The sequence below is a fragment of the Campylobacter sp. CNRCH_2015_0338h genome (genome assembly GCF_025772785.1).
Classification (GTDB): domain Bacteria; phylum Campylobacterota; class Campylobacteria; order Campylobacterales; family Campylobacteraceae; genus Campylobacter_D.
The window spans coordinates 126,264-149,451 of record NZ_JAKMST010000004.1; the positions used below are offsets into that span (position 1 = coordinate 126,264).

At 29.3% G+C, this 23,188-nt stretch carries 21 protein-coding genes; 14 read left to right on the forward strand and 7 right to left on the reverse strand.

Going from position 1 to position 23,188, the window contains the following annotated elements; translation table 11 throughout:
* Window positions 1–66: 66 nt before the first annotated feature.
* Window positions 67–1,560, forward strand: coding sequence for a C69 family dipeptidase (locus L8X30_RS04200; protein WP_263679174.1), 1,494 nt, complete (start codon window positions 67–69; stop codon window positions 1,558–1,560).
* Window positions 1,561–1,616: 56 nt separating this feature from the next.
* On the forward strand, window positions 1,617–2,681 hold the full coding sequence (gene ispG, locus L8X30_RS04205) for a flavodoxin-dependent (E)-4-hydroxy-3-methylbut-2-enyl-diphosphate synthase (protein ID WP_412175499.1): 1,065 nt from the start codon (window positions 1,617–1,619) through the stop codon (window positions 2,679–2,681).
* Here ispG and L8X30_RS04210 read toward each other — a convergent pair.
* From L8X30_RS04210 to L8X30_RS04230, 5 genes are all read right to left on the reverse strand, one after another.
* Window positions 2,678–4,042, reverse strand: coding sequence for a nicotinate phosphoribosyltransferase (locus L8X30_RS04210; protein WP_263679175.1), 1,365 nt, complete (start codon window positions 4,040–4,042; stop codon window positions 2,678–2,680). The two genes, ispG and L8X30_RS04210, sit on opposite strands and share 4 nt — an antisense overlap.
* Before the next feature lie 21 nt (window positions 4,043–4,063).
* Entirely contained in the window at window positions 4,064–5,170 is a 1,107-nt protein-coding gene (gene ftsZ, locus L8X30_RS04215) for a cell division protein FtsZ (RefSeq protein ID WP_039626779.1), read from the reverse strand.
* Window positions 5,171–5,181: 11 nt separating this feature from the next.
* A complete protein-coding gene (gene ftsA, locus L8X30_RS04220; protein ID WP_263679177.1) occupies window positions 5,182–6,561 on the reverse strand; it encodes a cell division protein FtsA in 1,380 nt (459 codons plus the stop codon).
* Window positions 6,558–8,036 carry a peptidylprolyl isomerase gene (locus L8X30_RS04225; protein WP_263679178.1) on the reverse strand — a complete coding sequence of 493 codons (1,479 nt, stop codon included), beginning with the start codon at window positions 8,034–8,036 and terminating at the stop codon, window positions 6,558–6,560. Before L8X30_RS04225 ends, ftsA begins: the two co-directional genes overlap by 4 nt.
* Before the next feature lie 79 nt (window positions 8,037–8,115).
* A complete protein-coding gene (locus L8X30_RS04230; RefSeq protein WP_257397147.1) occupies window positions 8,116–8,694 on the reverse strand; it encodes a class II aldolase and adducin N-terminal domain-containing protein in 579 nt (192 codons plus the stop codon).
* Between the two features lie 61 nt (window positions 8,695–8,755).
* Here L8X30_RS04230 and rsmH point away from each other — a divergent pair, with 61 nt between their 5' ends.
* Entirely contained in the window at window positions 8,756–9,673 is a 918-nt protein-coding gene (rsmH, locus tag L8X30_RS04235) for a 16S rRNA (cytosine(1402)-N(4))-methyltransferase RsmH (protein WP_263679180.1), read from the forward strand.
* 3 nt (window positions 9,674–9,676) lie between these two features.
* Window positions 9,677–10,597, forward strand: coding sequence for a hypothetical protein (locus L8X30_RS04240; protein WP_263679182.1), 921 nt, complete (start codon window positions 9,677–9,679; stop codon window positions 10,595–10,597).
* On the opposite strand, the gene L8X30_RS04245 is transcribed toward L8X30_RS04240, so the two are convergent.
* The gene (locus L8X30_RS04245) at window positions 10,594–11,085 is read right to left on the reverse strand and encodes a hypothetical protein (protein ID WP_220517091.1); all 492 of its coding nucleotides are present in this window, start codon (window positions 11,083–11,085) and stop codon (window positions 10,594–10,596) included. The genes L8X30_RS04240 and L8X30_RS04245 overlap by 4 nt on opposite strands.
* Before the next feature lie 129 nt (window positions 11,086–11,214).
* Between L8X30_RS04245 and L8X30_RS04250 the strand changes: the two genes are divergently transcribed.
* Both L8X30_RS04250 and L8X30_RS04255 read left to right on the forward strand, forming a co-directional pair.
* Window positions 11,215–12,192 carry a glycosyltransferase gene (locus L8X30_RS04250; RefSeq protein ID WP_263679184.1) on the forward strand — a complete coding sequence of 326 codons (978 nt, stop codon included), beginning with the start codon at window positions 11,215–11,217 and terminating at the stop codon, window positions 12,190–12,192.
* An 11-nt stretch (window positions 12,193–12,203) separates the two neighbouring features.
* A complete protein-coding gene (locus tag L8X30_RS04255; RefSeq protein WP_263679185.1) occupies window positions 12,204–13,061 on the forward strand; it encodes a D-amino acid aminotransferase in 858 nt (285 codons plus the stop codon).
* Here the strand turns inward: L8X30_RS04255 and L8X30_RS04260 are convergent.
* Complete coding sequence (locus tag L8X30_RS04260) at window positions 13,058–14,392, reverse strand: cation:dicarboxylate symporter family transporter (RefSeq protein ID WP_263679195.1); 1,335 nt, start codon at window positions 14,390–14,392, stop codon at window positions 13,058–13,060. The genes L8X30_RS04255 and L8X30_RS04260 overlap by 4 nt on opposite strands.
* Before the next feature lie 301 nt (window positions 14,393–14,693).
* Between L8X30_RS04260 and L8X30_RS04265 the strand changes: the two genes are divergently transcribed.
* The 8 genes from L8X30_RS04265 (at window position 14,694) to L8X30_RS04300 (ending at window position 22,766) form a co-directional block, all read left to right on the forward strand.
* Window positions 14,694–16,769, forward strand: coding sequence for an FTR1 family iron permease (locus L8X30_RS04265; protein ID WP_412175500.1), 2,076 nt, complete (start codon window positions 14,694–14,696; stop codon window positions 16,767–16,769).
* Window positions 16,766–17,287 (forward strand): ferrirhodotorulic acid transporter, periplasmic binding protein, encoded by a 522-nt coding sequence (locus L8X30_RS04270; protein WP_012661874.1) that lies wholly within the window; start codon window positions 16,766–16,768, stop codon window positions 17,285–17,287. Before L8X30_RS04265 ends, L8X30_RS04270 begins: the two co-directional genes overlap by 4 nt.
* Window positions 17,288–17,362: 75 nt before the next feature.
* Complete coding sequence (locus tag L8X30_RS04275; RefSeq protein ID WP_263679186.1) at window positions 17,363–18,784, forward strand: Fe-S-containing protein; 1,422 nt, start codon at window positions 17,363–17,365, stop codon at window positions 18,782–18,784.
* A complete protein-coding gene (locus L8X30_RS04280) occupies window positions 18,774–20,066 on the forward strand; it encodes an ABC transporter permease (protein WP_263679187.1) in 1,293 nt (430 codons plus the stop codon). Before L8X30_RS04275 ends, L8X30_RS04280 begins: the two co-directional genes overlap by 11 nt.
* On the forward strand, window positions 20,056–21,171 hold the full coding sequence (locus L8X30_RS04285; RefSeq protein WP_263679188.1) for an ABC transporter permease: 1,116 nt from the start codon (window positions 20,056–20,058) through the stop codon (window positions 21,169–21,171). Before L8X30_RS04280 ends, L8X30_RS04285 begins: the two co-directional genes overlap by 11 nt.
* Window positions 21,171–21,827, forward strand: a complete 657-nt coding sequence (locus tag L8X30_RS04290) for an ABC transporter ATP-binding protein (RefSeq protein WP_263679189.1) — start codon at window positions 21,171–21,173, stop codon at window positions 21,825–21,827. Before L8X30_RS04285 ends, L8X30_RS04290 begins: the two co-directional genes overlap by 1 nt.
* A complete protein-coding gene (locus L8X30_RS04295; RefSeq protein ID WP_263679191.1) occupies window positions 21,817–22,308 on the forward strand; it encodes a TlpA family protein disulfide reductase in 492 nt (163 codons plus the stop codon). The genes L8X30_RS04290 and L8X30_RS04295 overlap by 11 nt, the downstream gene beginning before the upstream one ends.
* Window positions 22,269–22,766 carry a TlpA disulfide reductase family protein gene (locus L8X30_RS04300; protein WP_318529748.1) on the forward strand — a complete coding sequence of 166 codons (498 nt, stop codon included), beginning with the start codon at window positions 22,269–22,271 and terminating at the stop codon, window positions 22,764–22,766. Before L8X30_RS04295 ends, L8X30_RS04300 begins: the two co-directional genes overlap by 40 nt.
* Window positions 22,767–23,188: the final 422 nt, after the last annotated feature.

A 23,188-nucleotide genomic window follows, 5' to 3' on the forward strand; every position in this document is an offset into this window, starting at 1 on the left:
TTTTAATTTTAAATTTATTTTGATAAGAATATACTTTTTTAATTTCTTAAATTTAAAGGAGAGAAAATGAAAAAGTTTAGTTTTCTTGCAGGTTGTGTACTTTTTGGTGCTTTGTTTAATAATACTTTAGCTTGCACTACTATTTTAGTACCAAATGAAGCAAGTAAAGATGGCTCTATGTTGGTTGCAAGAAGTGCTGATAGTAAGGCAGATAAAGCACAAGTTTTTCTAATCCACCCAAGAGTTGAAAATCAAAAAGGTATTTATAGCACTAAAGCACATCAAGGAATGAATGATTTTACTTACCCTTTGCCTACTAAATCTTTTCAATATAGTACCATAGCTAATTGGCAAAGTAAATTACACGGTGCTACTGGTTTTAATGAAATGGGTGTTGGGATAAGTGCTACTGAATCAATTTATGCAAAAGATGAACTTTTAAAATTTGATCCTTATAATGAGAAAAATGGCATTAGTGAAGATGATATTTTGGATGTTTTGCTTCCAAGAATTAAAAGTGCAAAAGAAGGTGTTTTATTATTGGGTGATATTATAGAAAAACAAGGAGCTGCTGAGGGTTTTGGAGTAGCTTTTGTGGATTCTAAAGAAATTTGGTATTTAGAAAGTGCCACAGCACATCAGTGGATGGCTGTAAAAATTCCTAATAATTCGTATTTTGTTAGTGCGAATCAAGGTAGGCTAAAACAACTAAAATTCAACGATGAAAATACCTTGCATTCTAAAAATTTAATAAATTTTGCCATAATACATAAAGCGTATAATCCTAAAGTGGATAAGGATTTTGATTTTTTTAAAGTTTATACAAGAAATGATGATAGAGATTTAACTTATAATTATCCTAGAGTTTGGTGGATACAAAAAATGTTTAATCCATCTTTAAATCAAGATGTAAAAAATGGCGCTAATTTTAATGTGTTTTTGCAACCTGAGCAAAAACTTAGTGTGGATGATTTAAAAAAAGCTTTAAGATCGCACTATGATGGAACAAAATATGATCCATATGCAAATTTCAATGAAAATGAAAACATTTACCGTGTTGTGAGTGTGTTTAGAACTTATGAATCTCACATTATGCAAGTTAGACCGTGGCTTCCTAAAGAAATAGGTAGGTTAAATTATGTTGCAATAGGAATGGCTGATTTGAGTGTGTATTTGCCTTATTATTTTGGTAATGATGAGTTTATTGCAGGATATCAACAAGGAACAAATGAAGCTGATGATAAATCAATTTATTGGATTTATCGCAAGTTGCAAACTCTTGTAATGAGTGATTATAATAAATATGCTCCTATCGTAAAAAATGCTTATGCTAAATTTGAAAAAGACACATCTTTAAAACAAGAAGCTATGGAAAAAGAATATTTAAGTCTTTATAAAAAAGATAAGAACAAAGCAAAGCAAATTTTAGTTGATTTTTCATTGCAAAATCAAATGGAAGCTAAAAAACTTACTCAAGATTTGACAAATCAAATTTTTACCCTTTTAACAAGAGATACAGATATAAAATATAAATCTCTTAATAAAAATAAAAAAGATTAATGATATAGCCCATTTTTGGGCTATAATACTCTAAAAATATTTTTAGAGTGATTTTAATGACAAGGTACAAAACAAGACAAATAAAAGTAGGTGATGTTTTAATAGGTGGAGATGCTCCTATTTCAGTGCAATCTATGCTTTTTACTAAAACAAGAGATATTGAAGGTTGTTTAGAGCAGCTTAACAGACTTTATTTTGCTGGTGCAAATATAGTGCGTTTAGCCTGTTTGGATATGGCAGATGCAAGAGCTTTAAAAGAAATCAAAGCAAAAAGTCCCTTACCTTTAATAGTGGATATACATTTTAATCATAAGCTAGCAGTCTTTTGTGCTGAATTTATCGATGGGGTGAGAATTAACCCAGGAAATATAGGCTCAAAAGAAAATATCAAAGAAGTGGTGCAAGCTTGTAAACAAAGGAAAATTCCTATTAGAATAGGGGTAAATCATGGCTCTATAGAAAAGCAATTTAGCGATAAATATGGTTATAATATAGAAGCTATGCTTGGGAGCGCTTTATATAATATAAAATTACTAGAAGATTTAGACTTTTTTGATATTAAAATTTCTATGAAAACTTCAGATGTGCAAAATACCATAAAAGCTTATGAAGCTCTAAGACCACTTTGTGATTATCCATTTCATTTAGGAGTTACTGAGGCAGGGACTAAATTTCATAGCACGGTTAAAAGCTCGATTGCTTTAGGAAATTTGCTTTTAAAAGGTATAGGCGATACAATGAGAGTTTCTATGACAGGGGAGCTTGAAGAAGAGATTAAAGTAGCAAGGGCTATTTTGCAAGATAGTGGAGTGCAAAAAAGTGGAGTAAATATCATCTCATGTCCAACTTGTGGAAGAATTCAAAGTGATTTGATCAAAGCGATTAAAATAGTAGAAGAAAAAACTAAGCATATAAAAGAACCATTAAATATAAGTGTTATGGGTTGTGTTGTAAATGCCTTGGGCGAGGCTAAGGGTGCTGATGTGGCTATTGCTTTTGGAAAAAATCAAGGTTTAGTTATAAGACATGGCGAAGTAGTGGCAAAATTAAAAGAAGATGAGCTTGTAGATAGATTTTTACTTGAAGTAGAAGATGAGGTAAAACTTAGAAAAAAAGATTAATTTTTTTCTAAGTAAGTTTTTTGCATATTTTGTAATTTTTTAGAAATTTTTACTTTATAAATACTTGGATTTTGAAGTTTTTTTAGTTTAAAATCCAAACTATCAATACTTTTTTTATGATACTCTTGAATATTTTTCAAGTTAGGAAGCTCATAGATTAATTTTCCATCTTTAAAAATAAGCTCATGTAAATTTTTATATGTATAACCTTGATAATTTTTAATACTTTCATCATGTGCATATAAGATATCAAAACTTGCTTTATTTTCTTTATAATACCTTATGAGTTTTTTAAAATGTGGCAAGGTTGTTTTGCTTGAGCTTGCGCTGATTTTTATTTTAGGGATGATTTGATTGTTTTTTTCTAATGCAACAAGCTTATAAACAGCTCCAAAAATAGGCGAACTTGCCGAAGTAATAAGCTTTTCTCCAATGCCAAAAGCATCGATTGGAGCTTTGTCTTTTAGTAATTTTTCTATGATGAACTCATCTAAGGCATTACTAGCTATGATTTTGCATTTTGTTAAGCCAGCAAGATCTAGTTTTTTTCTAATATATTTAGAGATTTTAAGCAAATTTCCTGAGTCAATACGGATAGAATAATTTTGCATGGAATCTTGTGCATTTAACTCATTAAAAACTAAAATAGCATTTTCAATACCTTTTTTATAATCATAAGTATCAATCAAAAGACTTATATTATCTTTATAAATTTGACAATATACCCTAAAAGCGCTTAGCTCATCATCAAACATTTGCACCCAAGCATGAGACATGGTTCCATTAATAGGAATGTTAAATTTTTTCCCAGCTAAAGTACAAGCACTTGCATGAAAACCACCTATAAAAGCAGCTCTAGCGCCATTTAAAGCCGCACTTTCTCCATGAGCTCTACGAGAGCCAAATTCTAAAAGCAATTTTTCTTTTGCAATTTGAGCAATTCTACTAGCTTTAGTGGCAATTAGACATTGATGATTTAGGGTTAAAAGTATGAAAGTTTCTAACAATAAAGCCTCTATTATAGGTGCTTTGATAATCATTAAAGGTGTATTAGCAAAAATACATTTACCTTCTTTAACACTTAGTATATCTCCACTAAATTTTAAAGTTGAAAGGTAGTTTAAAAATTCATCATCAAATTTTTTAGTATTTTTTAAAAAAATTATGTCATCTTTAGAGAAAGAAAAATGATTAATATGATTTATGATTTGTTCTAATCCACAAAAAACAGCATAAGAAGCATTATCAGGAGCTTTTCTAAAAAAAACTTCAAAATAAACAATCTGCTTATGCATATTTTGTTTAAAATAAGCATAAGCCATACTTAGTTCGTAAAAATCACATAATAATGAAGAATTCATATAAGGATTTTTACTAAAAAATTAATCCATTTGGCGACGCAAGAAAGCAGGAACATCAAGCTGAGAAATCACTTCTTCATCAAATCCACCGCTAGCTTTACGTAAATTCATATAGCTATTTTTTTTACTTTCTTCTTGTTCTTTAGCACTTTCTATTTCAGCTTTATCTTCAAAACCTGTAGCAATGATAGTAACTTCAACGCGATCACCCATACTCTCATCAGTTGTTGCACCAAAGATTACTTTTGCGTTTTCATCTGCTATATCGCTAATGCTTTGAGTAGCTTGTGAAATTTCTATCAATGAGCATTCAGGACCAATTTTATAATGGATGATTACGCCTTTAACACCTTTCATAGTCATGCCGTCTAATAATGGAGATTCTATAGCACTTGATAATGCATCCATGATAGCATTTTCACCTTCTCCATGACCTACGCCCATTAGTGCTAAACCTCTGTGGCTCATAACAGTTCTAACATCAGCAAAGTCAACATTAATATCGCCATCTTCTAAAAGGATAGACACCATACCCCTAACAGCTCTAGCTAAAATATCATCAACTAGTTTAAATGCTTCTTTTATACCTGCTTTTTTTGGGAGTATGCTAAGAAGTTTTTCGTTTTGGATTACAATGATAGAATCACTTTCTTTTTTTAATTCAGCTAAACCAGCTTCTGCTAATTTTTTTCTTTGTTTTCCTTCAAATGCAAAAGGCATAGTTACAACTGAAACAGTTAGCGCACCTACTTCTTTAGCAGCTTGTGCTACAACAGGAGCTGCACCTGTACCAGTTCCACCACCAAGTCCTGCTGAAATAAATACTATGTCGCTTTGACTTAAAGCAGCTTTTACTTCTTCAAAACTTTCTCTTGCGCTTTCTGCTCCAATTTCTGGTTGCATTCCAGCACCCAAACCCTTGGTTTTTTTCTCACCTAGTTGAATTCTAGTTTTTGCTAAAGATTTAGCTATAGCTTGTGCATCAGTATTAGCTGAAATAAGATCAAGATCATGTAAACCCATATTTACCATATGATCTATCATGTTACCGCCACCGCCACCGCAGCCTATGACTTTTATTTTTGCACCTTTTGCGTGTTGCATTTCTTCCACTAGATATTCGCTCATTGTGTCTCCTATTAGAACTGGTTTATTAATTTATTCCAAAATTTATGCATTAAATTCGTTTTTTTATCTTTCTTTGTTTCTATTTTTGCTAATTCTGTTTTTTTATCTTCAAATTCTTTTTGATCTTGAAAAATTTCTTCAAAATCTTTATTTTCTTCTTCGTTTTCATCTATGGTAAGATTTTGTTTGATCTGCTTATTGATAAATTCAGGTTCTCCTTTGTATCTTAGTTTCTCATTAGAATCTAATTCATAAGGAGTAAAATGCCCACCACCATATAAACAAAGACCTATAGCACAGCTATTTTCTGCATCTTCAAAAATTTCTTTAAAACCATCCATAGTATCTTTTTTTGCAGTCGCTATTCTAACAGCTTTATTATCAAAATAAGCTGAAGCAAGCTTATCAAGTCCTGCAAATTTTGTCATTCCACCTGTTAATACTATACCTGCTCCTGCTTGATTTGCACAAGCATTATCGCTTAGCATTTTAGCTAAAATAATAATAGTTTCTTCAATTCTTGCATAAATTACATTGGATATGACTTCTACCGAAACTTCATTTTTTCTTTTTTCATCACCCATGTATGGAATTTGTATAATTGAGTTTTCATTTTGCGCTAAAGATGCATAATTTAATTTTAGTTTTTCTGCTTCTTTTGGTGGGGTATGTAAAGCTATGGATAAATCATTGGTGATATTTACTGAGCCAATTTGCAAGCATTCATTGTAGCGTATAGAATTACCCGCATGAATGACCATATCGCAAACTGCTCCACCCATATCGATTAAAATAGCACCTAATTCTTTTTCACTATCATCAAAGCAAGCAATAGAAGAAGCATAGCCTGAAAGAACGATGTTATCTACTCTAAGATCAGCAAGCTCCACAGCTTTTTTTAGATTTTTAATATGCACTTCTTGCGAGATTACAATATGCGTAGAAACTTCAAGGCGATTTCCACTCATTCCCAAAGGATCTTCTACATGTTCAAGATCATTTACTTTAAAATTATAAGGTAATACATGAATGATTTCATATCCACTAGGTATATTTGCAGTATGCTTTGCTGTGCTTACTGCTCTGTGAATTTCTTTAATACCTATTTCATGATTTGGTATATTAACTACACCTATACTATCTACGCTTTTTGCATAAGCACCTGAAATAGATACAATTACTTTATCATAATGCACGCCTGACATCATTTGTGCATCAGCTACTGCTTCTTCTATGGATTTTGAAGCAAGTTCTATATTAGTAATTGCTCCTTTTTTTATACCATTTGATTTTGATTTTCCAAAACCAATGACTTTTAGTCCTTCTTCGCTTTTTTGTGCTAATATGGCGCAAGTTTGTATTGAGCCTAAGTCAATTCCTAAAATATTCAATTTGTATTTCCTTTATAATAGCGTTGAATTGGATATAATTCTATAAGTTTTTTTAATAATTCTTCCTTAAGTAAAGCTTGTTTAGTTTGTTTAGCGCTTTGCTCTATGATAAATTTGTAAATTTCTTCTTTGTTTTTATTTTCTAAAGTTTGCTTTGTGATCTCATAAACTATTGCTTTATCATCAAATAATACATAAGATTTAGCTTTATTTGAGTCAAATACATGCATTAAAAACTCGCTAAATTCAGTATCATTCATCATATTACCCACTTTTGCATTTTTGCTTGAGTCACGGCTATAAGTACCTATGTCTATACCTTGGAAATTATCTAGGGCGAGTTTTGCTTTTTCTTCTAATAAGACTTTAGTTTTTTCTTTAATGTAAAGTTTACTTACTTCGTTTTTAGCTTGCTCAAAAGTCATAGTTTGTATAGGATTTATTTTTATAATTTTTGCAATCATATAGCCGTTTTCAAATTTAAAAGGCTTAATAAAATCATTTTCTTTAGCTTTTTGTATATTTTCTAAAGGATAATAAATATCAGCATCGCTGATTGTGATATTTTTATCAAAATTAAGCTCGTTTTTTCTCAAAGCCACATAGCTTTCATTGGCTTTAAGTTTAAGTTTAGAAAGTTTTAAATCTTTTATAACTTTATCTTTGCTTTGTTCTAGACTTAGAATTTTCCCCGCAAAATCTTTATAATCATTTTTATTTTCTTCATAGTAAGCTTGGATTTCTTTGTCATCAATTTTGATTATATCAGGGTTTAAAAAATAAGTTGCAAGCTCGTAACTTTTTTGCGTCTTATAGAGTTCTTTATTTTTCTCCCAAGTTTGTTTTAACTCTTTTTCATCCATTGTTATGTTTTTATTATCAAGTTTTATAGCTTGAACTTTTAAACTATCTTGCATTAAAAAACTTGCGCCAAACATATCAAGTTCATTTAGTTTGATTTGTAAATTTAAAATAGCATTGATTTTTTTAAGTAATAACTCATCGTGAATGATTTTTTCATAAGTTTTTGGTGTATAGTTGTTTCTTGCAAGCAGATTATAGTATAAATTTTTGTCAAAAACACCTGAAGCATTATGAAAGATTTTTTGATGTGCTAAATCATAAGCAATTTCTTCCTCGCTCACATTTAAACCCAAGGTTTTAGCATAAGAAAGTAGTAGTTTTTCTTGTATAAGTTCATTAATAGCTTGGGTATCTAAGCCATCTTTTTGTGCTTGTTCTTGTGTGTAATTGCCATTGTTTAGCTGAGAATAATAGCCAAATAATTGAGAATATTTAAGATTAAACTCATCATAACTTATTTTTTCATCGCCTACTTTTGCAACAGAATTTGACCTGTCGGTGTTAAAATCATAACTCCCCCAACCAACAAAACCTGCTCCAACAAAAGCAATAACGCTAATCCAAATAGTTACAACTAAGTATTTTTTATGATGCTGCATCCAAGTGAGCATTTTTACCCCAATCTGATTAAATAAATTAAACTATAAATTATAAATAATTTGTGATTAATAAAAGATTAATTTTAAATTATTATGATAAATTTGTTTCCGCTAAATGGATAATTTTGCAAGAATTTTCAATTAAATCTATAATTTTACCTAATTCATAACTTGTTCTACCATAGGCAAATATACCATAGCCCTTTACAACAACAAAATTTTGTTTTTGCTCTAACATATAACGATAAATTTCAGTTTGTGATCTATCCTCCCAATCTTCATAATTTTTAGGATTATAAACTCGAATTTCTTCTAGAAAAATTTCACCAAAATAATCTTGAGGTGTTATAAAATCATGATTTAAACTCATAGATAAGGTATAGGTTGGACAGGCAAAACATATAAATTTAGCTTCAGGTATATTCTCATATATACTTTTATGGATTTCACTATCGCTGCTTGCCTCATCCCAGCTATAATCTTTTGCAAATTTTAAAATACTTAAACTTTTTTCATCTAGTTGATTTAAAAAAGTGTCATTTTTATTTATAATAAAAGAACTTTGAGATAGTTTTGCTGAAACTGATCCGTGGCAAATTCCAAAAAAATTTTTTTTAAACATTGAAGTAGAAAGTATTTTGATTTGAGAAATGATATTTTCTTTATTCATTAAAAACCTTGTTTTAAACTTTGCTAAGATATTATACTAAAAAATATTTTAAAGGTTTATTTTGCAAAGTCCACATATTCCTGTTTTATTACAAGAAGTTTTAAATGCTTTTGATGATTTTGATAGTGGAGATTTTTTAGATTGTACCTTGGGTTATGGAGGGCATTCTAAGGCATTATTACAAGCTCATGAGAAACTAAGATTAATTGCTTGTGATAAAGATTTAGAAGCTTTAAATTTTTCTAAAGAGTTTTTAAAAAATTTTCAAGATAGGATAAGTTTTAACCATATAGGTTTTAAAGATATTTTAACTCAAATTCCAACGCAAAACTTAAGAGGAATTTTAGCTGATATAGGTGTATCTTCTTTGCAGCTTGACAAAAATGATAGAGGTTTTTCACTAAATTCTGATTTTTTAGATATGAGAATGGATCAAAATAATCCTTTAAGCGCTAAAGAAGTGGTAAATTCTTACAGCAAGGAAGCCTTGGAGCAAATTTTTAAAGACTATGGAGATTTAACACCGGTTGCTTCAATGTTTGCTCAAAAAATCATCAATGCAAGAAGTCAAAAAGAGATTGCAAGCGCAAAAGAATTAAGTCAAATTATAGGAAATGCTAAGCTAAAAGGACGCAATGTGTCTTTAGCTTTGCTTGTATTTCAAGCTTTGCGTATAGAAGTAAATAATGAGCTTGGCGAATTAAAATCCTTGCTTGAAAACATAGAAAAAGCAAAATTAAAAGATTGTAAATTAGCCATTATTAGTTTTCATTCTTTGGAAGATAGGATAGTAAAAAATACTTTTAAAAGATGGGAAAAAGACTGCATTTGTGATGAAAGAGCCATAAAATGCGAATGTGGCAAAGGACATAGTCTTGGGAAAATTTTAAGTAAAAAAGCTATAAGTGCCTCCAAAGAAGAAATGAGCTATAATAGCAGATCAAGTTGTGCAAAAATGAGAATTTTTTATTTTAGGTAAATAATGGTTGAAGATGATTTTTTAAAAGAAAAGCAAAATATACGTGAAAAAATGTTGAAATATTCCAGGGCTATTAAAGAAGGTAGGCCTTATGAAGAATATGAGCAAAATTTTAATGAGAGCGATCGTATATTAAAAAATAGAATACAACGTAAAAAAAGACCTAAATTTACAGATTTTGATGAAGAGTATGAAGAAAAACCTAGGAAGCAATCTGCTATTTATTTAAAAGAAGATTTGATTAATGTTAAATTAGAAGAAAAAAAGCCTTTTAAATTACAACTTAATTTTTTCAAAAAGCAAAAAGAAAAATTCGATAAAAAAAATATTGCAAATTCTAAAACGCTTAAAAGTAACAAATCAACTCAAGAAGTAAGAAAAATAGAAAAAAAACAAGAAAATAAAGATCCTATTCAAATATCTAAAATTCTTACTCAAAGCAATGTTTTTGTCACTTCAAAATTTCAAGATTTAAAAGAAAAAAGAAAAGAAAAAGCTAAACTCAAACAAGAACTAAAAGAGCAAAAAAAAATCGAACAAGAAAAACTAAGAAAAGCCCAAGGGGAATTAAAAGAAAAAGAAAAACTAGCCAAACAAGAACAAAAAATTTTAGAAGAAAAAGTAAGACTTGAAGAAAACCAAGAGTATAATCAGGAAGATAAATATGAACTTTTAGATAGTATAGTAAGTGAGGAGAATAAAAATTTAAGTCCTAAAAATTTAATATATGCAGGTTTGATGATAGCATTTGCTTTATTGATATTTTTCCCACAAATTTATATTAGAAATCAAATTTATTATGTAAGTAGAGATATAGCGGATTTAAGATCGCAAGAACTTGTTTTAGATGAAGAAAACAAAGAGCTTCAAAGACAACTTGAGGCGCTATATTTTCAAAATCAAGTTTTAGACTTTTTAGATTAATCTTGTGTTTGAATGATTTTTTCTAAAACATATTGCTCGAGTTGGTTTTTTGGGATTTCTTCTTTAATGGCTTGGTTATAAATATTTTCTGCTATTTTTGAATATTTTTCATAAGCAAAATATGGAAAATGCAAAGCCCAAGCTTTTTTTAATAATCTTTTGCTTATTACTTTTCTAGTGTAAATTTTAAAAATATCATAGCCAATAAAAACACAAGCGGTTACAAAAACAGCGCTTAAAATACTAATATGAAAATCAATAATTGTTAAAAAATAATGACTAATGATAAGCATAGGAACTAAAATAGCTATGCAAAAAAATGCATAAATAAGATAAGAATTAAACACCTTAAATTTAAAATTTAATTTTGCAGGATCTACCATCATGCCTTCATTAAGTAAGGCGTTCGCTTCTAATAAATCTTTTAAATTAACAGGTTGGTTTGAAACTTTAAAAATAAAGTTTAAAATAAATTCTTGTATTTTCATTTTTTACCCAATTAGTATGTGATTTTTGTGATTTTAACATTTTTGTTTTTAATTAAACTAAATTTTAAGTCTTGTAAATGAATTCTTGTGTTAAAATTTATATTATTTTAATATCAAAATGGAAGAAAAATGGCAGATTCTAGATTTATGATGAATGTAAAAGGCATAGCTAAGAGTTTTATACCTAGAAAAATTTATCAAAATCAATTGCAAAATATTTTAAAAGAAATTTTAAAATTAAAAAATATAGATAACATTATTACTCGCTTGAATTATTATAATCTGCAAAATGATTTTTTTGATATAAAAAAATTTGAAAATTATGAAAAAATAGGAAAATTTCCTTTTAAAAAAACTTCTTATGCTTATGATGCTTATGCAATCAGTAAGTATTTTGATGATGATTTTTTATGGGTTAAAGGTTTTGGGGATATTAGTTATAATCTTAAATATCCAAGTATAGCTAAATCAAGACCGGTTGAAAATGGTTTTAATAACATCATTTTAAAATTAGATAAAAACAGACATTTTGATTTTATACAGGATAAAAATCAATTTGAAGATAAAAAAGACTTGCTTTTTTTTAGGGGTGCGATTTATCAGCCTCATCGTATTAAATTTTTTGAAAAGTATTTTGATAATCCTCGTTGCGATATTGCTCATGTTGGTGGTAGAAAAATTCAAGCTGAAAAATGGATTAAAAATTTAAATTTTAAAATCAGTAGAGCTTATCAAACGCAGTTTAAATTTTTACTTTCTTTAGAAGGCAATGACGTAGCAAGCAACTTAAAGTGGGCGATGAAAACAAATTCTTTAGTTTTGGCACCAAAAATGCGCTATGAAACTTGGTTTATGGAAGGAAAGCTAGTTCCAAATGAGCACTTTGCTTTGATTGATGATGATTATGAAAATGTAGAAGCTTTGCTTGATTATTATTTAACTAATCCGCATAGAGCAAAAGAAATCATTCAAAATGCCCATACTTACATAGAGCAATTTTTGGATGAAAAGATAGAATTTTATATAGGAATTTTAGTTTTAGCTAAGTATTTTTATTATTCTAATCAGCTTGATTTGCCAAAAGATATTGTTGATTTATTTGATTAAAAGGAGGACTTATGCAAGAAATGGAAGTGGTGTTTTTAAATGATGAGTTTGTAAAAGCTGGTGAAGCTAAAGTGAGTGTTTTTGATAGAGGTTTTATCTTTGGAGATGGAATTTATGAAGTAGTTCCTGTGGTAAATGCAAAAATAGCTGACAAAGAAGAATTTTGGGAGCGTTTTGAGCGTAGTTTGGCTCAAATTGAACTACAAATTCCTTATACAAAAGAAGAATTTGAAAATATTTTAGAGCAATTAATCATTAAAAACTCTCTCAAAGAAGGTGGGCTTTATATGCAAGTTACTAGAGGGGTTGCTAGTAGAAATTTTGCTCTTTTAAAGGGATTAAAACCTACTATTATGGCTTTTGCTTTTGAATGTAAGGTGATTGAGCATGAGCATGCTAAAAATGGGGTAAGTGTTATTTCAACATCTGATTTAAGGTGGAAAAGAAGGGATATAAAATCAATTTCTTTATTAGCTCAATGTCTTGCAAAAGAAGAAGCTATAAAAGCTAAGGTTTTTGAAGCTTTTATGGTAGAAAATGCTTTAGTAACGGAAGCTTCTAGTAGTTCAGCTTTTATTATAAAAGATAAAACTTTAATTACTAAGCCATTTTCTAATGAAATCTTACCAGGAATTCGCCGTAAAAATATCTTGAAATTTGCCAAAGAACTTGATCTTAAAGTAGATCAAAGAGCTTTTAGTATGAAAGAAGTATATGAGGCTGATGAGGTGTTTATTTCTGCGGCTACTTTTTTGATTTTAGGTGTTATAAAAGCAGATAGCAAGGTGATTAATGATGGTAAAGTAGGCTTTTATACCCAAAAACTAAGAGAAAAATATGTGGAAAAAATACAAAAAGAGGTTTTTTAATCAAAACCTGCGTTTGTAAATTCTTTAGGATTATCAAGAGCGTAGCGGAATTTTTCCCAGTCTATTTGTTTGTCCCAAATAGCTACGATTAAAGCTGCTACGCTATTACCGCATAAATTTCCTACTGCACGAATTTCAGACATAAATTTATCCACACCCAAGAGTATAGAAATAGCAGCTACTGGTAAAACCTCGCCTAAACTTGCTCCTAAGCCATTATTAGCCTCTGCTATATGCATATTAGATAAAGCTGCCAGCGTACTTCCTAGTATAATAAAACCTGAACCAGTTACACCAACAGCACCTTTTGAAGCTATCATTAGTACGATTAAAATGCTAATTTCATGCGTTAAAGAAAGCTCTACATTAAAAGCTTGTGCAAGGAAAATCAAACTCATAGCCAAATAAATATTAGTACAATCAAGATTAAAACTATATCCAGTTGGCAATACTAAACCCACGGTGGCTTTTGAAATTCCTGCTTTTTCAAGCTTTCTCATGAGTGGAGCTAATGCTGATTCGCTAGAGCTTGTAGCAAAAACTATCAAAACTTCTCTTGAAATAAAACGCATAAATTTAAAAATATTAACTTTAGCAATAAAACAAATAATTCCTAAAACTCCAAAGATAAAGAGCAAAGAAGCAAGTAGCATAACAATAAGCAAATATCCTAAATTTAATAAAGAATCAAGCCCATATTTTGCCACTAAAAAAGCCATCGCAGAAAAAGCAGCAATAGGAGAAAAATACATAATGATTTCTAGAATTTTAAAAACAAAACTTTGCATTATTTCTAAGGTTTTTTGTATAGCTTTTCTTTCATCAATTCTCATAAGCGAAATAATAAGAGCACAAGCTAGGGCTATAACTAAGATTTGCAAAGTTTTTCCTTCGCTAAAAGCAGCGATGATATCAGTAGGTATGGCGTCTTTTAAAATATGTAAAATTTCATTTTGCGCACTTATTTCTATATTTTTATTAACAAATTGAGCTACACTCTCTTGATCTAAGGTGTTTGGATCAAGGTTCATTCCTTTTCCAGGTCCCATAATATTTGCCATAAAAATACCAATAGCTAAAGCAAAAGTACTCACTACTTCAAAGTATAATAAAGCTTTAGCACCTATACTTCCAACTTGCTTTAGACTTTCAAGGCTAACAACTCCTAAAACAATAGTTAAAAATATAATAGGCCCTATTAAAAATTTTAAAGCTTGTATAAAATAATCCACTCCGATTTTACTAGCTAGTGCAAGTTCTTTATCTAATAAACCAAGGCTAATACCAGCTATTATTCCTATAATCACCCAAAAACCTAAATTTTTTAACATTTTTTTGAGCTTGCTTGGTTTTTCATGGGTAATTACTAGCACAAAAACTCCTTGAATTTTTAAAACCACCACATATTAGCAAAGAAAAACTTATTTTTATGATTAAAACAAATAAAAAATAAACAATACTCTTAAAAATAATAATTTTTTAGCTTATTTTGTAGCTAAAAGTAGCATTTTGTAGTATTTTTATCTGATTTATTATGAAATAAATAATGATAATGTTTATCTAAATTTAAGAAAGCTAGTACTATACTTGCGACTATGATTTTAAAAATGAATATCATTTCGGAGTAAAATAGTGTTTAAAAAAATAAGCTTATTGATAATTTTTTTATTTTGTACTATTGTTTATGCTAGAGAGATTGATTATCAAAAAGAAGCCCAAGCAATCAAACAAATTTTAAATGAAAGTATGCTCTTATATAAAGAAAATAAAAATTTAGAAGCAAAGAAAAAAGCAGAAGATGCATATTTTCAGCATTTTGAAACCATGGAAGGCTCTATTGGGCGTAATGTTGGTAGAAAAGCCATTGTTATGGAGCGTAAATTTGTTAATTTAAGAAAGTTATATAAAGATAAAGAAGATTTTTCTAAAATAGAAGCTTTGATTAGTAGTTTGTATTTTGATTTAGATGAAATAGTTCCTATTTTAGAAAAAGGCTTCCAGCTTAAAGCTGAAGCTAGTGATGTAAATTATGATAAAAAAGCAGCTGAAAACTCATCTTTAAAAGCAGAAAAAGAACGCCAAGTACAAGCTGAAGCGATGTTTGCGGCTTTGCTTGGAGAGAATGTTAAAGAACAAACTTCACAAAACTCAACTCAAAGTTTGATTGCTCAAGAGCAAGACACTCAAAAAGATGAAGCATTGTTAGCTTTGCAAGAAGCCTCAGCTTTGGATGCAAGGTTGCAATTTTTAATGGATTCGATGATTTCAAAGCTTGATCAAGCTGCATTAGCTTTTGTAAATAAAGACTATCAAAAAGCTAAAGATTTGATTCAATCAGCATTGTTTGAAGACTATAGAAACTCAAAAGTAGAAGTTTTAGTGGCAAGATATACTAAGGCAGGAGTGGATAAAAAAATTCAAACTAAACTTAGAACTATTATAAGAAAAATCAATGCTAATACTTTAGATGAAAAAACTATTAGAGATGAAATTTCAAGCATATCAGATTTATTATATGAAGCGTTTTTGGCTTTACCTAAAGAAGAATTAGCTTTGCTTCAAGTTAAAGGCTTTGATGAAAGTACTATGAGCACTAAAAACTATACTAAAGTGTATGATGATATGAAAATTGCTCTTAATGATATTTTGCAAAATTATGAGGGATTTAGTTTAAATAGTATAGATGCTTTACAAAATGTGTATTTAGATATTTTTGAAGCAAGTGGTATGGAAAGTAAAATTGGTGCTATTGATAGTGCTTTAAAATTAAAAATAGAAAGTTATTTTTCAAAAGGCGTTGCACTTATTAAAGCAAGTGCTTCTAAAGAAGAATTAAAACAGAATTTTGATGAGCTTAGTGCTTTAGTGGAAGGCTCTTTAGATAAAATTCAAGAATCCTCACCTATGTCTTTATTTATATGGGCTTTAGGTATTATTTTAAGAGAGGGTTTGGAAGCTTTAATTATCATTGTAGCTATAGTTTCATACCTAGTTCAAAGTGGTAATAAAAAGCGTTTAAATATAGTATATTCAGCACTTTGGAGTGGGATATTTTTAAGTTTTGTAACAGCATTTTTTATTTCATGGATTTTTAAAGAACAAGCAGGGCAAAGCAGAGAGTTGCTAGAAGGTATTACTATGCTTGCGGCTGTTGCATTATTGTTTTATGTGGGTTTTTGGCTTTTATCAAATGCACAAAATAAAAAATGGGCAAATCACATAAAAACTCAAGCAGTTGAAGCTATATCAAATAATTCAGCAAAAACCTTATGGTTTAGTGTGTTTTTAGCTGTATATAGAGAAGGTGCTGAAACTATTCTTTTTTATCAGGCTTTATTGTTTGATGCAAAAACAAGTACAGATTATAGTTTTATATTTATAGGATTAGCTAGTGGATTAATTATACTTGTCATACTTTATTATTTATTAAAAGCTGGTGCTTTAAAAATACCAGTAAAACAATTTTTCTATATAACTTCATACATTATTTTTTATATGGTCTTTGTCTTTACAGGCAAAGGCATTGGTGAGCTCATAGAAGCTAAGGTTATCACCCCAAGCTTGCTTCCTTTTGATTTTGAAGGAATTTTGTGGCTTGGAATTTATCCTTACTATGAGAGCATCATACCTCAGTTTATGGTTTTAATCTTACTCATTATGGGTATTTTTATAACAAAGCAAATTTCAAATAAAAGGGAAAAAATATGAAAAAAACTTTATTAAGTTTGGGTGCAGCAGCTAGTATTTTAGCTAGTTCAGTTTTTGCAGCAGAGGTGCCAATTGGCGATCCTTATGAATTAAATGGTATGGAAATAGCAGCGGTTTATTTACAACCAATCGAAATGGAGCCAAGAGGCATTGACCTTGCAGCTAGTTTAGCAGATATTCACCTTGAAGCAGATATTCATGCATTAAAAGGCAATAAAAACGGCTTTCCAGAAGGCTTTTGGATCCCTTATTTAACTATAGCTTATAAGCTAACTAATCTTGACAATGGTAAAGTAAAAACAGGAACTCTTATGCCTATGGTAGCAGATGATGGCCCTCACTATGGTGCAAATTTAAAAATGGATACAGGCATTGGAAATTACGAGTTAGTATTTTTAATAGAAAGTCCAGAAAAACAAGGTTTTGGACGCCATGTTGATAAAGAAACAGGTGTTGGTAAATGGTTTGAGCCATTTTCGGTTAAATATAACTTCAAATATACAGGAAAACCTAAGTGATTTTTCCCTAGCTTTTGCTAGGGTTTATTTATGAAATTATTGATTTTATAAATAAATTCTATCAAAGAAGAGCCTATGTCGATTTATTTTGTACATTTTTTTGGAGTATTTTTTTCTTATGCGCTTTTGAGTGCTTTATTTTTTTATAATCTAAAAAATTCTTTAGTGTTTAAACTTGCTTTTGTGGGTTTTGTTTTTTCTTATTTTGCTTTTTTTATTAGCGCTAAAACACTAAGTTATGATTTGTTATATTTTTCTAATGATATTTTATTTGTTTTATTGTTTTTGGGTGTTATCATTTTTTCTTTTGTGAAAAATAATTTTTTAAAAGAAAAAATTCAAGCAATATTGCTTTTGTTGTTATCTTTTGCTTTTGGTATAAAATACTTACATATTTCTATTGATTTTCCTATATTAAGCACTAATTTTTTAGATTCTTTAGCGATTAGCTCTTTTGGGTTTATTTTACTTGCTTTTGTTTCGTGTTTTGGGGTTTATCTTTTTACAAGATGGCTAAGGGAATTTAAATTTAAGTTTTTAAATTTATTTTTACTCATTATCGTGATTTTTTATCTAAATGAAGCTTTAGCTCAAATTTTATTGCACCTTATGAGAGAAGGCGTGGTAGAAACAGAAAGTTTATATTTAAGCTATGTGGCAAAAAGTGTATATTATGCTAAATTTTATACTTATGTATGGTTTGTGTTGTTAGGACTTTGTATTGTTTTAGCTCTAAAGCAAAGAGTGAGTGAAAACACCAAGAAAAAAGATTTTGATATAGAATTTAGAAAAAATCAAGCAAAAAATTCAACTATAACTAATTTTAGTGCAAGTATTTTTAGTGCTATGATTTTAAGTCTTTGTATTTTTCTTTTTTATGATTTGCATGCTTCAAGACCGGTAACCATAGATGAGCCAACCTATGTAGAGCCAAATGAAAATGATGAATTTGTCTTTGATGCAGCGATTTTAAGAGATAATAACTTACATCGCTTTGCTTATATTAGCGATGAGGGTAAAGTGGTGAGATTTTTTTTAATTAACAAAAGAGAAGATAAAGACTCGCCAGTAGCGGTTTTTGATGCTTGTAGTATATGTGGGGATATGGGGTATGTTAAAAAAGGTGGAGAATTAATTTGTATCTCATGTAATGTTAGAATTTTCTTACCAAGTGTAGGTAAGGCAGGTGGGTGTAATCCTATCCCTATGAAATATAAATTTGAAAATGGTAAGGTTATTATACCTTTTTCAGAAATTTTAGATGGGGTGAATTTTTTCACTCAAGTAGTAGAAAAGAAAGTTTATGATCCTATTGATAATACTGAGCTTATTAATTTAAAAGCACCAAGATCTTATGTTTATAAAGGTAGAACATATTTTTTTGCTAATGAAAAAAATTATGAAGAGTTTAAAAACGATCCTTTAAAATACATCGATATGAATAAGACTTCAAAATATAGAATTCATAATTTATTAGGAAATGACTATGCAAGTTAAGATTGTAAAAAATTCCATTTTTCAAAATAAGATTCAAAAATCCCTAGCTTTGCTGACGATTTTTTTAGCTACTTTACTTATGGCTACTATGTTAAATCTTACTTTGGGTATAGGTAATGAAATCACAAAAGAATTAAGAAGCTATGGATCAAACATTTTAGTTTTACCTAAAGGTGCAAGTTTAAGTGTAGAAGTGGGTAATAAAATTTATGAGCCTTTGAAAAATCAAAATTTTTTAGAAGAAAACAAGCTTCATGCTATAAAAGAAATTTTTTGGAGAAATAATATCAATGCCTTTGCGCCATTTTTAGATACTCAGGTAAAAATTCAAACTCCAAATGCAAATTATGAAAATATCTCTTTAGTAGGAACTTATTTTGATAAGGCTATAAAGGTTCAAGATGATGATGATTTTTATGCGGGTATTAAAGAATTATACAAATATAGTCAAATCAAAGGAAACTACCCAAAAGATGATAGTTTAGATGAAATAATGTTAGGAAAAGACTTAGCACAAAAATATGATTTAAAAATAGATGATGAAATGACCCTTGTGCAAAATGATCAAATTTTTAAAGTAAAAATTGTTGGTATTATAGACTTAACTCAAGCTTTTTCAAATAAAATCATTACTTCTTTACTTTTAGCACAAAAACTTTCTAAAAAAGAAGGTTTATTTGCTAAAGCAGAAGTTTCGGCTTTGACTATACCTGAAAATGATTTAGCACAAAAAGCAAGACGCGATGTAGATAGCCTTGATCAGCTTGAGTATGATCAGTGGTATTGCACTGCTTATGTAAGTTCTATTGCTTATCAAATCGCAGAAGATTTTAAAGGTGCTAGCACAAAAGTAGTGAGTGCGATTTCAGATGCAGAAAGTTTGATAGTGTCTAAAATTCAATCTTTAATGGCAGTAGTTAGTATTATATGTTTAATCGTAGCTTCCATAGCCATATCATCTTTAATGAGTGCAGATATTTTTAGAAGAAAAAGCGAAATAGGACTTTTAAAAGCTTTGGGTGCTAGCACTTTGCAAATTTATACGATTTTTGCACTAGAAGGGGTTGTAGTAGCTTTAATTGGAGCTGTTTTTGGTTTTGCTTTTGGTGTGGGAGTTTCAGAAGTTATTGCTCTTAGTATATTTGATCATGCTATTGCTATATCTTGGATTATTTTACCAATTTGCTTATTTTTTGCAGTGCTTATAGTATTTTTAGGATGTTTGTTTTCTATCAAAGGAATTTCTAAACTTTCTACTTCAGAGGTTTTATATGGCAAATAATTTTTTTATACAAGAGGTTTTTAAATCTCTTATTTTTTCTTATAAAAGAGTTTGTATTATCTTTATAGCTGTGTTTATGGGTGCTATGGTTAGTGCTTCATTTTTTAATATTTATTTTGATATTGACACAAAATTATCTAAAGAATTAAAAGCTTATGGAGCTAATTTTATCATCACGCCAAAAGATGATGAGTTTTTAAGTATGGATGAATTTAATCAAGCCAAAGAAAGCTTGAAAGCAAAAGCTTTAACCCCATTTTTATATGGTTTTTATAATCTTGAAAGCTCAAGTGCGGTAGTTGTTGGGGTTGATTTTGCAAATTTAAAGCTTACCAAACCTTTTATGGAAGTTTTAAAAGGAAGTTTTTCTTTGAGTGATTTTAGTGAAGATAGTGCCTTTGTAGGGGCTGATTTGGCAAAACAACTTGAACTTAAAATAGGACAAGAATTGCAAATTTATAATCCAAATATATCTAAAATAGTCAAAGTAAAAATCAAAGCTATTTTAAGAAGTAACGATGAGCAAGATGGGGTTTTAATCATCTCTTTAAAAAAAGCTCAAGAGTTAGCAGCTAAAGAAGTGGTAAATTATGCTCAAGCTATTTTGCTAGGCGATTATGAAAGTTTAGATCAAAAAGCAAAAGAGCTTAGTAAGGGCAATGTAGAAGCTAAAGTTATAGCTTCAGTATCCATTAGCGAAGGTGTGATTTTAGAAAAGATCAAAGCTTTAATGGCTTTGATTAGCTTAACGATTTTACTCATTAGTTCTTTGAGTGTAAATACCACTCTTAGCGCGGTGATTTTTTCAAGAAAAAAAGAAATAGCCTTACATCTTGCACTAGGAGCTAAGCATAAAGAAATCATCAAGCTCTTTGGAGCAGAAGTGTTTATTTTAAGTTTAAGTGCTAGTTTACTTGGTGCTTTTTGTGGATATTTTTTGGCAAATATTTTTGGCTATTTGATTTTTAATGCAAGTATAGATTTTAGATTGCTTTCGGTATTTTTTGCGGTGCTTGTTTCTTTGATATTTGCTTTTTTTGCAAGCATCTTACCACTAAAAAAAGCTTTAAAAATCAATGTTTGTGAAAATTTAAAGGGTGAGTGATGAAAAATATTATAAAAATTTCAAATTTAAATCGTAATTTTAATGAAGTTAAAGCTTTGCAAAATATCAACCTAGAAGTAAATCAAGGCGAATGGCTAGCCATTATGGGTCCATCAGGTTCAGGTAAATCAACACTTTTAAATATACTTTCTTTGATGGATACTCAAAGTAGCGGGGAGTATTTTTTGGATGATAAAGAAGTTGGAAATTTAAGTGAAGAAGAAAAAAGCGTGATTAGAAGAGAAAAAATAGGTTTGATTTTTCAACAATTTCATTTGATACCTTATTTAAATGCTTTAGAAAATGTTATGCTAGCTCAGTTTTATCACTCAAGCATAGAACAAAAAGACGCTATAATGGCGCTAGAAAAAGTAGGACTTTCACACAGACTTACGCATTTACCTAGCCAACTAAGCGGTGGGGAGCAACAAAGGCTATGTATAGCAAGAGCTTTAGTGAATGATCCTGAAATTTTATTAGCAGATGAGCCAACTGGAAATTTAGATGAGGCAAATGAAAAAAACATTCTAGAACTTTTTTGTAAATTAAAACAAGATGGCAAAACCATAGTTTTAATCACTCACAATCCAGACTTAGCAACCTTTGCTGATAGAACGATCATTTTAAGCCATGGAGTAATGAAAAGTGAAAATTAAAAGTATAATTTTAGCTTGTTTGTGTTTGATTTTTTTAAGTGCGTGTTTTGAAAACAACAATAAAAACGGTGGTAAAATAGGCCTAAAAGCACCAGAAATCGCAGCTAAAAATTTACAAGGTGAGAAAATCAAACTAGCTGATTTTGATAATCTTATCGTTTTAACTTTTGTGGAACAAGGTTGTGCATCTTGTTTAAAAGACTTGCCGCTCTTGGAAAAACTAGCTAACGAATACCCTAAAAAAATCACTATTTTAGCGCTTGATTCTATAGATAAAGGTAAGGATTTTGAAGAATTTGCTACAAAATATGATTATAAAAATATTATATTTTTGCAAGATGATTTAGATATCTCATGGCAAAGATTTAGCGTTTTTGCAGTGCCAACTACTTTTGTCATTAAAGATGGAGTTGTACAAGATAAAATCATAGGAGAAAAACCATGGTCGCAACTAAAAGCTTCTATTGCTTCTTGGCTTTAGTAAGTGTTTTTTTCTTTAGTGCATGCTCAAATAATGAATTTCAAACCTTAAATTCAAGTCAAAGCTATACTTTTAAATACGATGGTTTTGAAAAAACCTTAAAAACACAAAATGTAAATCAAGCTTATGCTTTATTTTTTTTCACGCAAGATTGTGGTGCATGTAATGCGCAAATTCCTATGCTAAACGAGCTTTATAAAGAAAGAAACTTTCCTATTTTAGCGGTGTTAAATGGAGCTAAATCAAAAGAAGAAGCTCAAAAAATTCTCTTGGAAAAAAAGTTAAATTTACCACTTATATATGAAGTCAAAGCAAGTTCATTTTTGTCTAAAGCTGTGGGTGGAATTTATGGTGTGCCTGTGATAGTTTTTTATGATGAAAAAGGCAAAATAAATGAAAAATTCATCGGACTTATCCCAAAAAGTGTTTTAGAAAATAAGATTAAATTTTTACAATAGATTTAGGTGTTTTATAAAGTATATTTCAGTAAAAAATAATTTAAAAATTTATAGCACTATTTTTACTCAAAAAAACCTATTTTTCAATATATTCAAGCTCATGTAATATATTCTTATTATACTAATATTTTATTATTTTTTATAATTAAGCTTAAATTTATAAATATATTAATAACATTACTTAATTGTTAAGAATATATTAGTAATACCCATTACAAAAATATACAAACAAGCAATAAATCAAACAACACATTAACTATTTTTTGAAAGGAATTTTCAATGAATAAAAATTCATCTAAAAAACACCTCACGGGGGGGGGGATACGATAATTTTCGTTTTAGCTTAAATGCTTTAAACTCTTTAAAAAACTCTAATCTTTTAAAACTTTCTTTATTTACTATTTTTTCCCTAAGCTCTTTAG

Excerpts from the sequence above, each read along its gene's own strand:
- L8X30_RS04200 (WP_263679174.1), top strand. The coding sequence starts at position 67 with ATGAAAAAGTTTAGTTTTCTTGCAGGTTGTGTACTTTTTGGTGCTTTG.
- ispG (WP_412175499.1), top strand. The coding sequence starts at position 1,617 with ATGACAAGGTACAAAACAAGACAAATAAAAGTAGGTGATGTTTTAATA.
- L8X30_RS04210 (WP_263679175.1), bottom strand. The coding sequence starts at position 4,042 with ATGAATTCTTCATTATTATGTGATTTTTACGAACTAAGTATGGCTTAT.
- ftsZ (WP_039626779.1), bottom strand. The coding sequence starts at position 5,170 with ATGAGCGAATATCTAGTGGAAGAAATGCAACACGCAAAAGGTGCAAAA.
- L8X30_RS04225 (WP_263679178.1), bottom strand. The coding sequence starts at position 8,036 with ATGCTCACTTGGATGCAGCATCATAAAAAATACTTAGTTGTAACTATT.
- L8X30_RS04230 (WP_257397147.1), bottom strand. The coding sequence starts at position 8,694 with ATGAATAAAGAAAATATCATTTCTCAAATCAAAATACTTTCTACTTCA.
- L8X30_RS04240 (WP_263679182.1), top strand. The coding sequence starts at position 9,677 with ATGGTTGAAGATGATTTTTTAAAAGAAAAGCAAAATATACGTGAAAAA.
- L8X30_RS04245 (WP_220517091.1), bottom strand. The coding sequence starts at position 11,085 with ATGAAAATACAAGAATTTATTTTAAACTTTATTTTTAAAGTTTCAAAC.
- L8X30_RS04250 (WP_263679184.1), top strand. The coding sequence starts at position 11,215 with ATGGCAGATTCTAGATTTATGATGAATGTAAAAGGCATAGCTAAGAGT.
- L8X30_RS04255 (WP_263679185.1), top strand. The coding sequence starts at position 12,204 with ATGCAAGAAATGGAAGTGGTGTTTTTAAATGATGAGTTTGTAAAAGCT.
- L8X30_RS04260 (WP_263679195.1), bottom strand. The coding sequence starts at position 14,392 with ATGTTAAAAAATTTAGGTTTTTGGGTGATTATAGGAATAATAGCTGGT.
- L8X30_RS04270 (WP_012661874.1), top strand. The coding sequence starts at position 16,766 with ATGAAAAAAACTTTATTAAGTTTGGGTGCAGCAGCTAGTATTTTAGCT.
- L8X30_RS04275 (WP_263679186.1), top strand. The coding sequence starts at position 17,363 with ATGTCGATTTATTTTGTACATTTTTTTGGAGTATTTTTTTCTTATGCG.
- L8X30_RS04280 (WP_263679187.1), top strand. The coding sequence starts at position 18,774 with ATGCAAGTTAAGATTGTAAAAAATTCCATTTTTCAAAATAAGATTCAA.
- L8X30_RS04285 (WP_263679188.1), top strand. The coding sequence starts at position 20,056 with ATGGCAAATAATTTTTTTATACAAGAGGTTTTTAAATCTCTTATTTTT.
- L8X30_RS04290 (WP_263679189.1), top strand. The coding sequence starts at position 21,171 with ATGAAAAATATTATAAAAATTTCAAATTTAAATCGTAATTTTAATGAA.
- L8X30_RS04300 (WP_318529748.1), top strand. The coding sequence starts at position 22,269 with ATGGTCGCAACTAAAAGCTTCTATTGCTTCTTGGCTTTAGTAAGTGTT.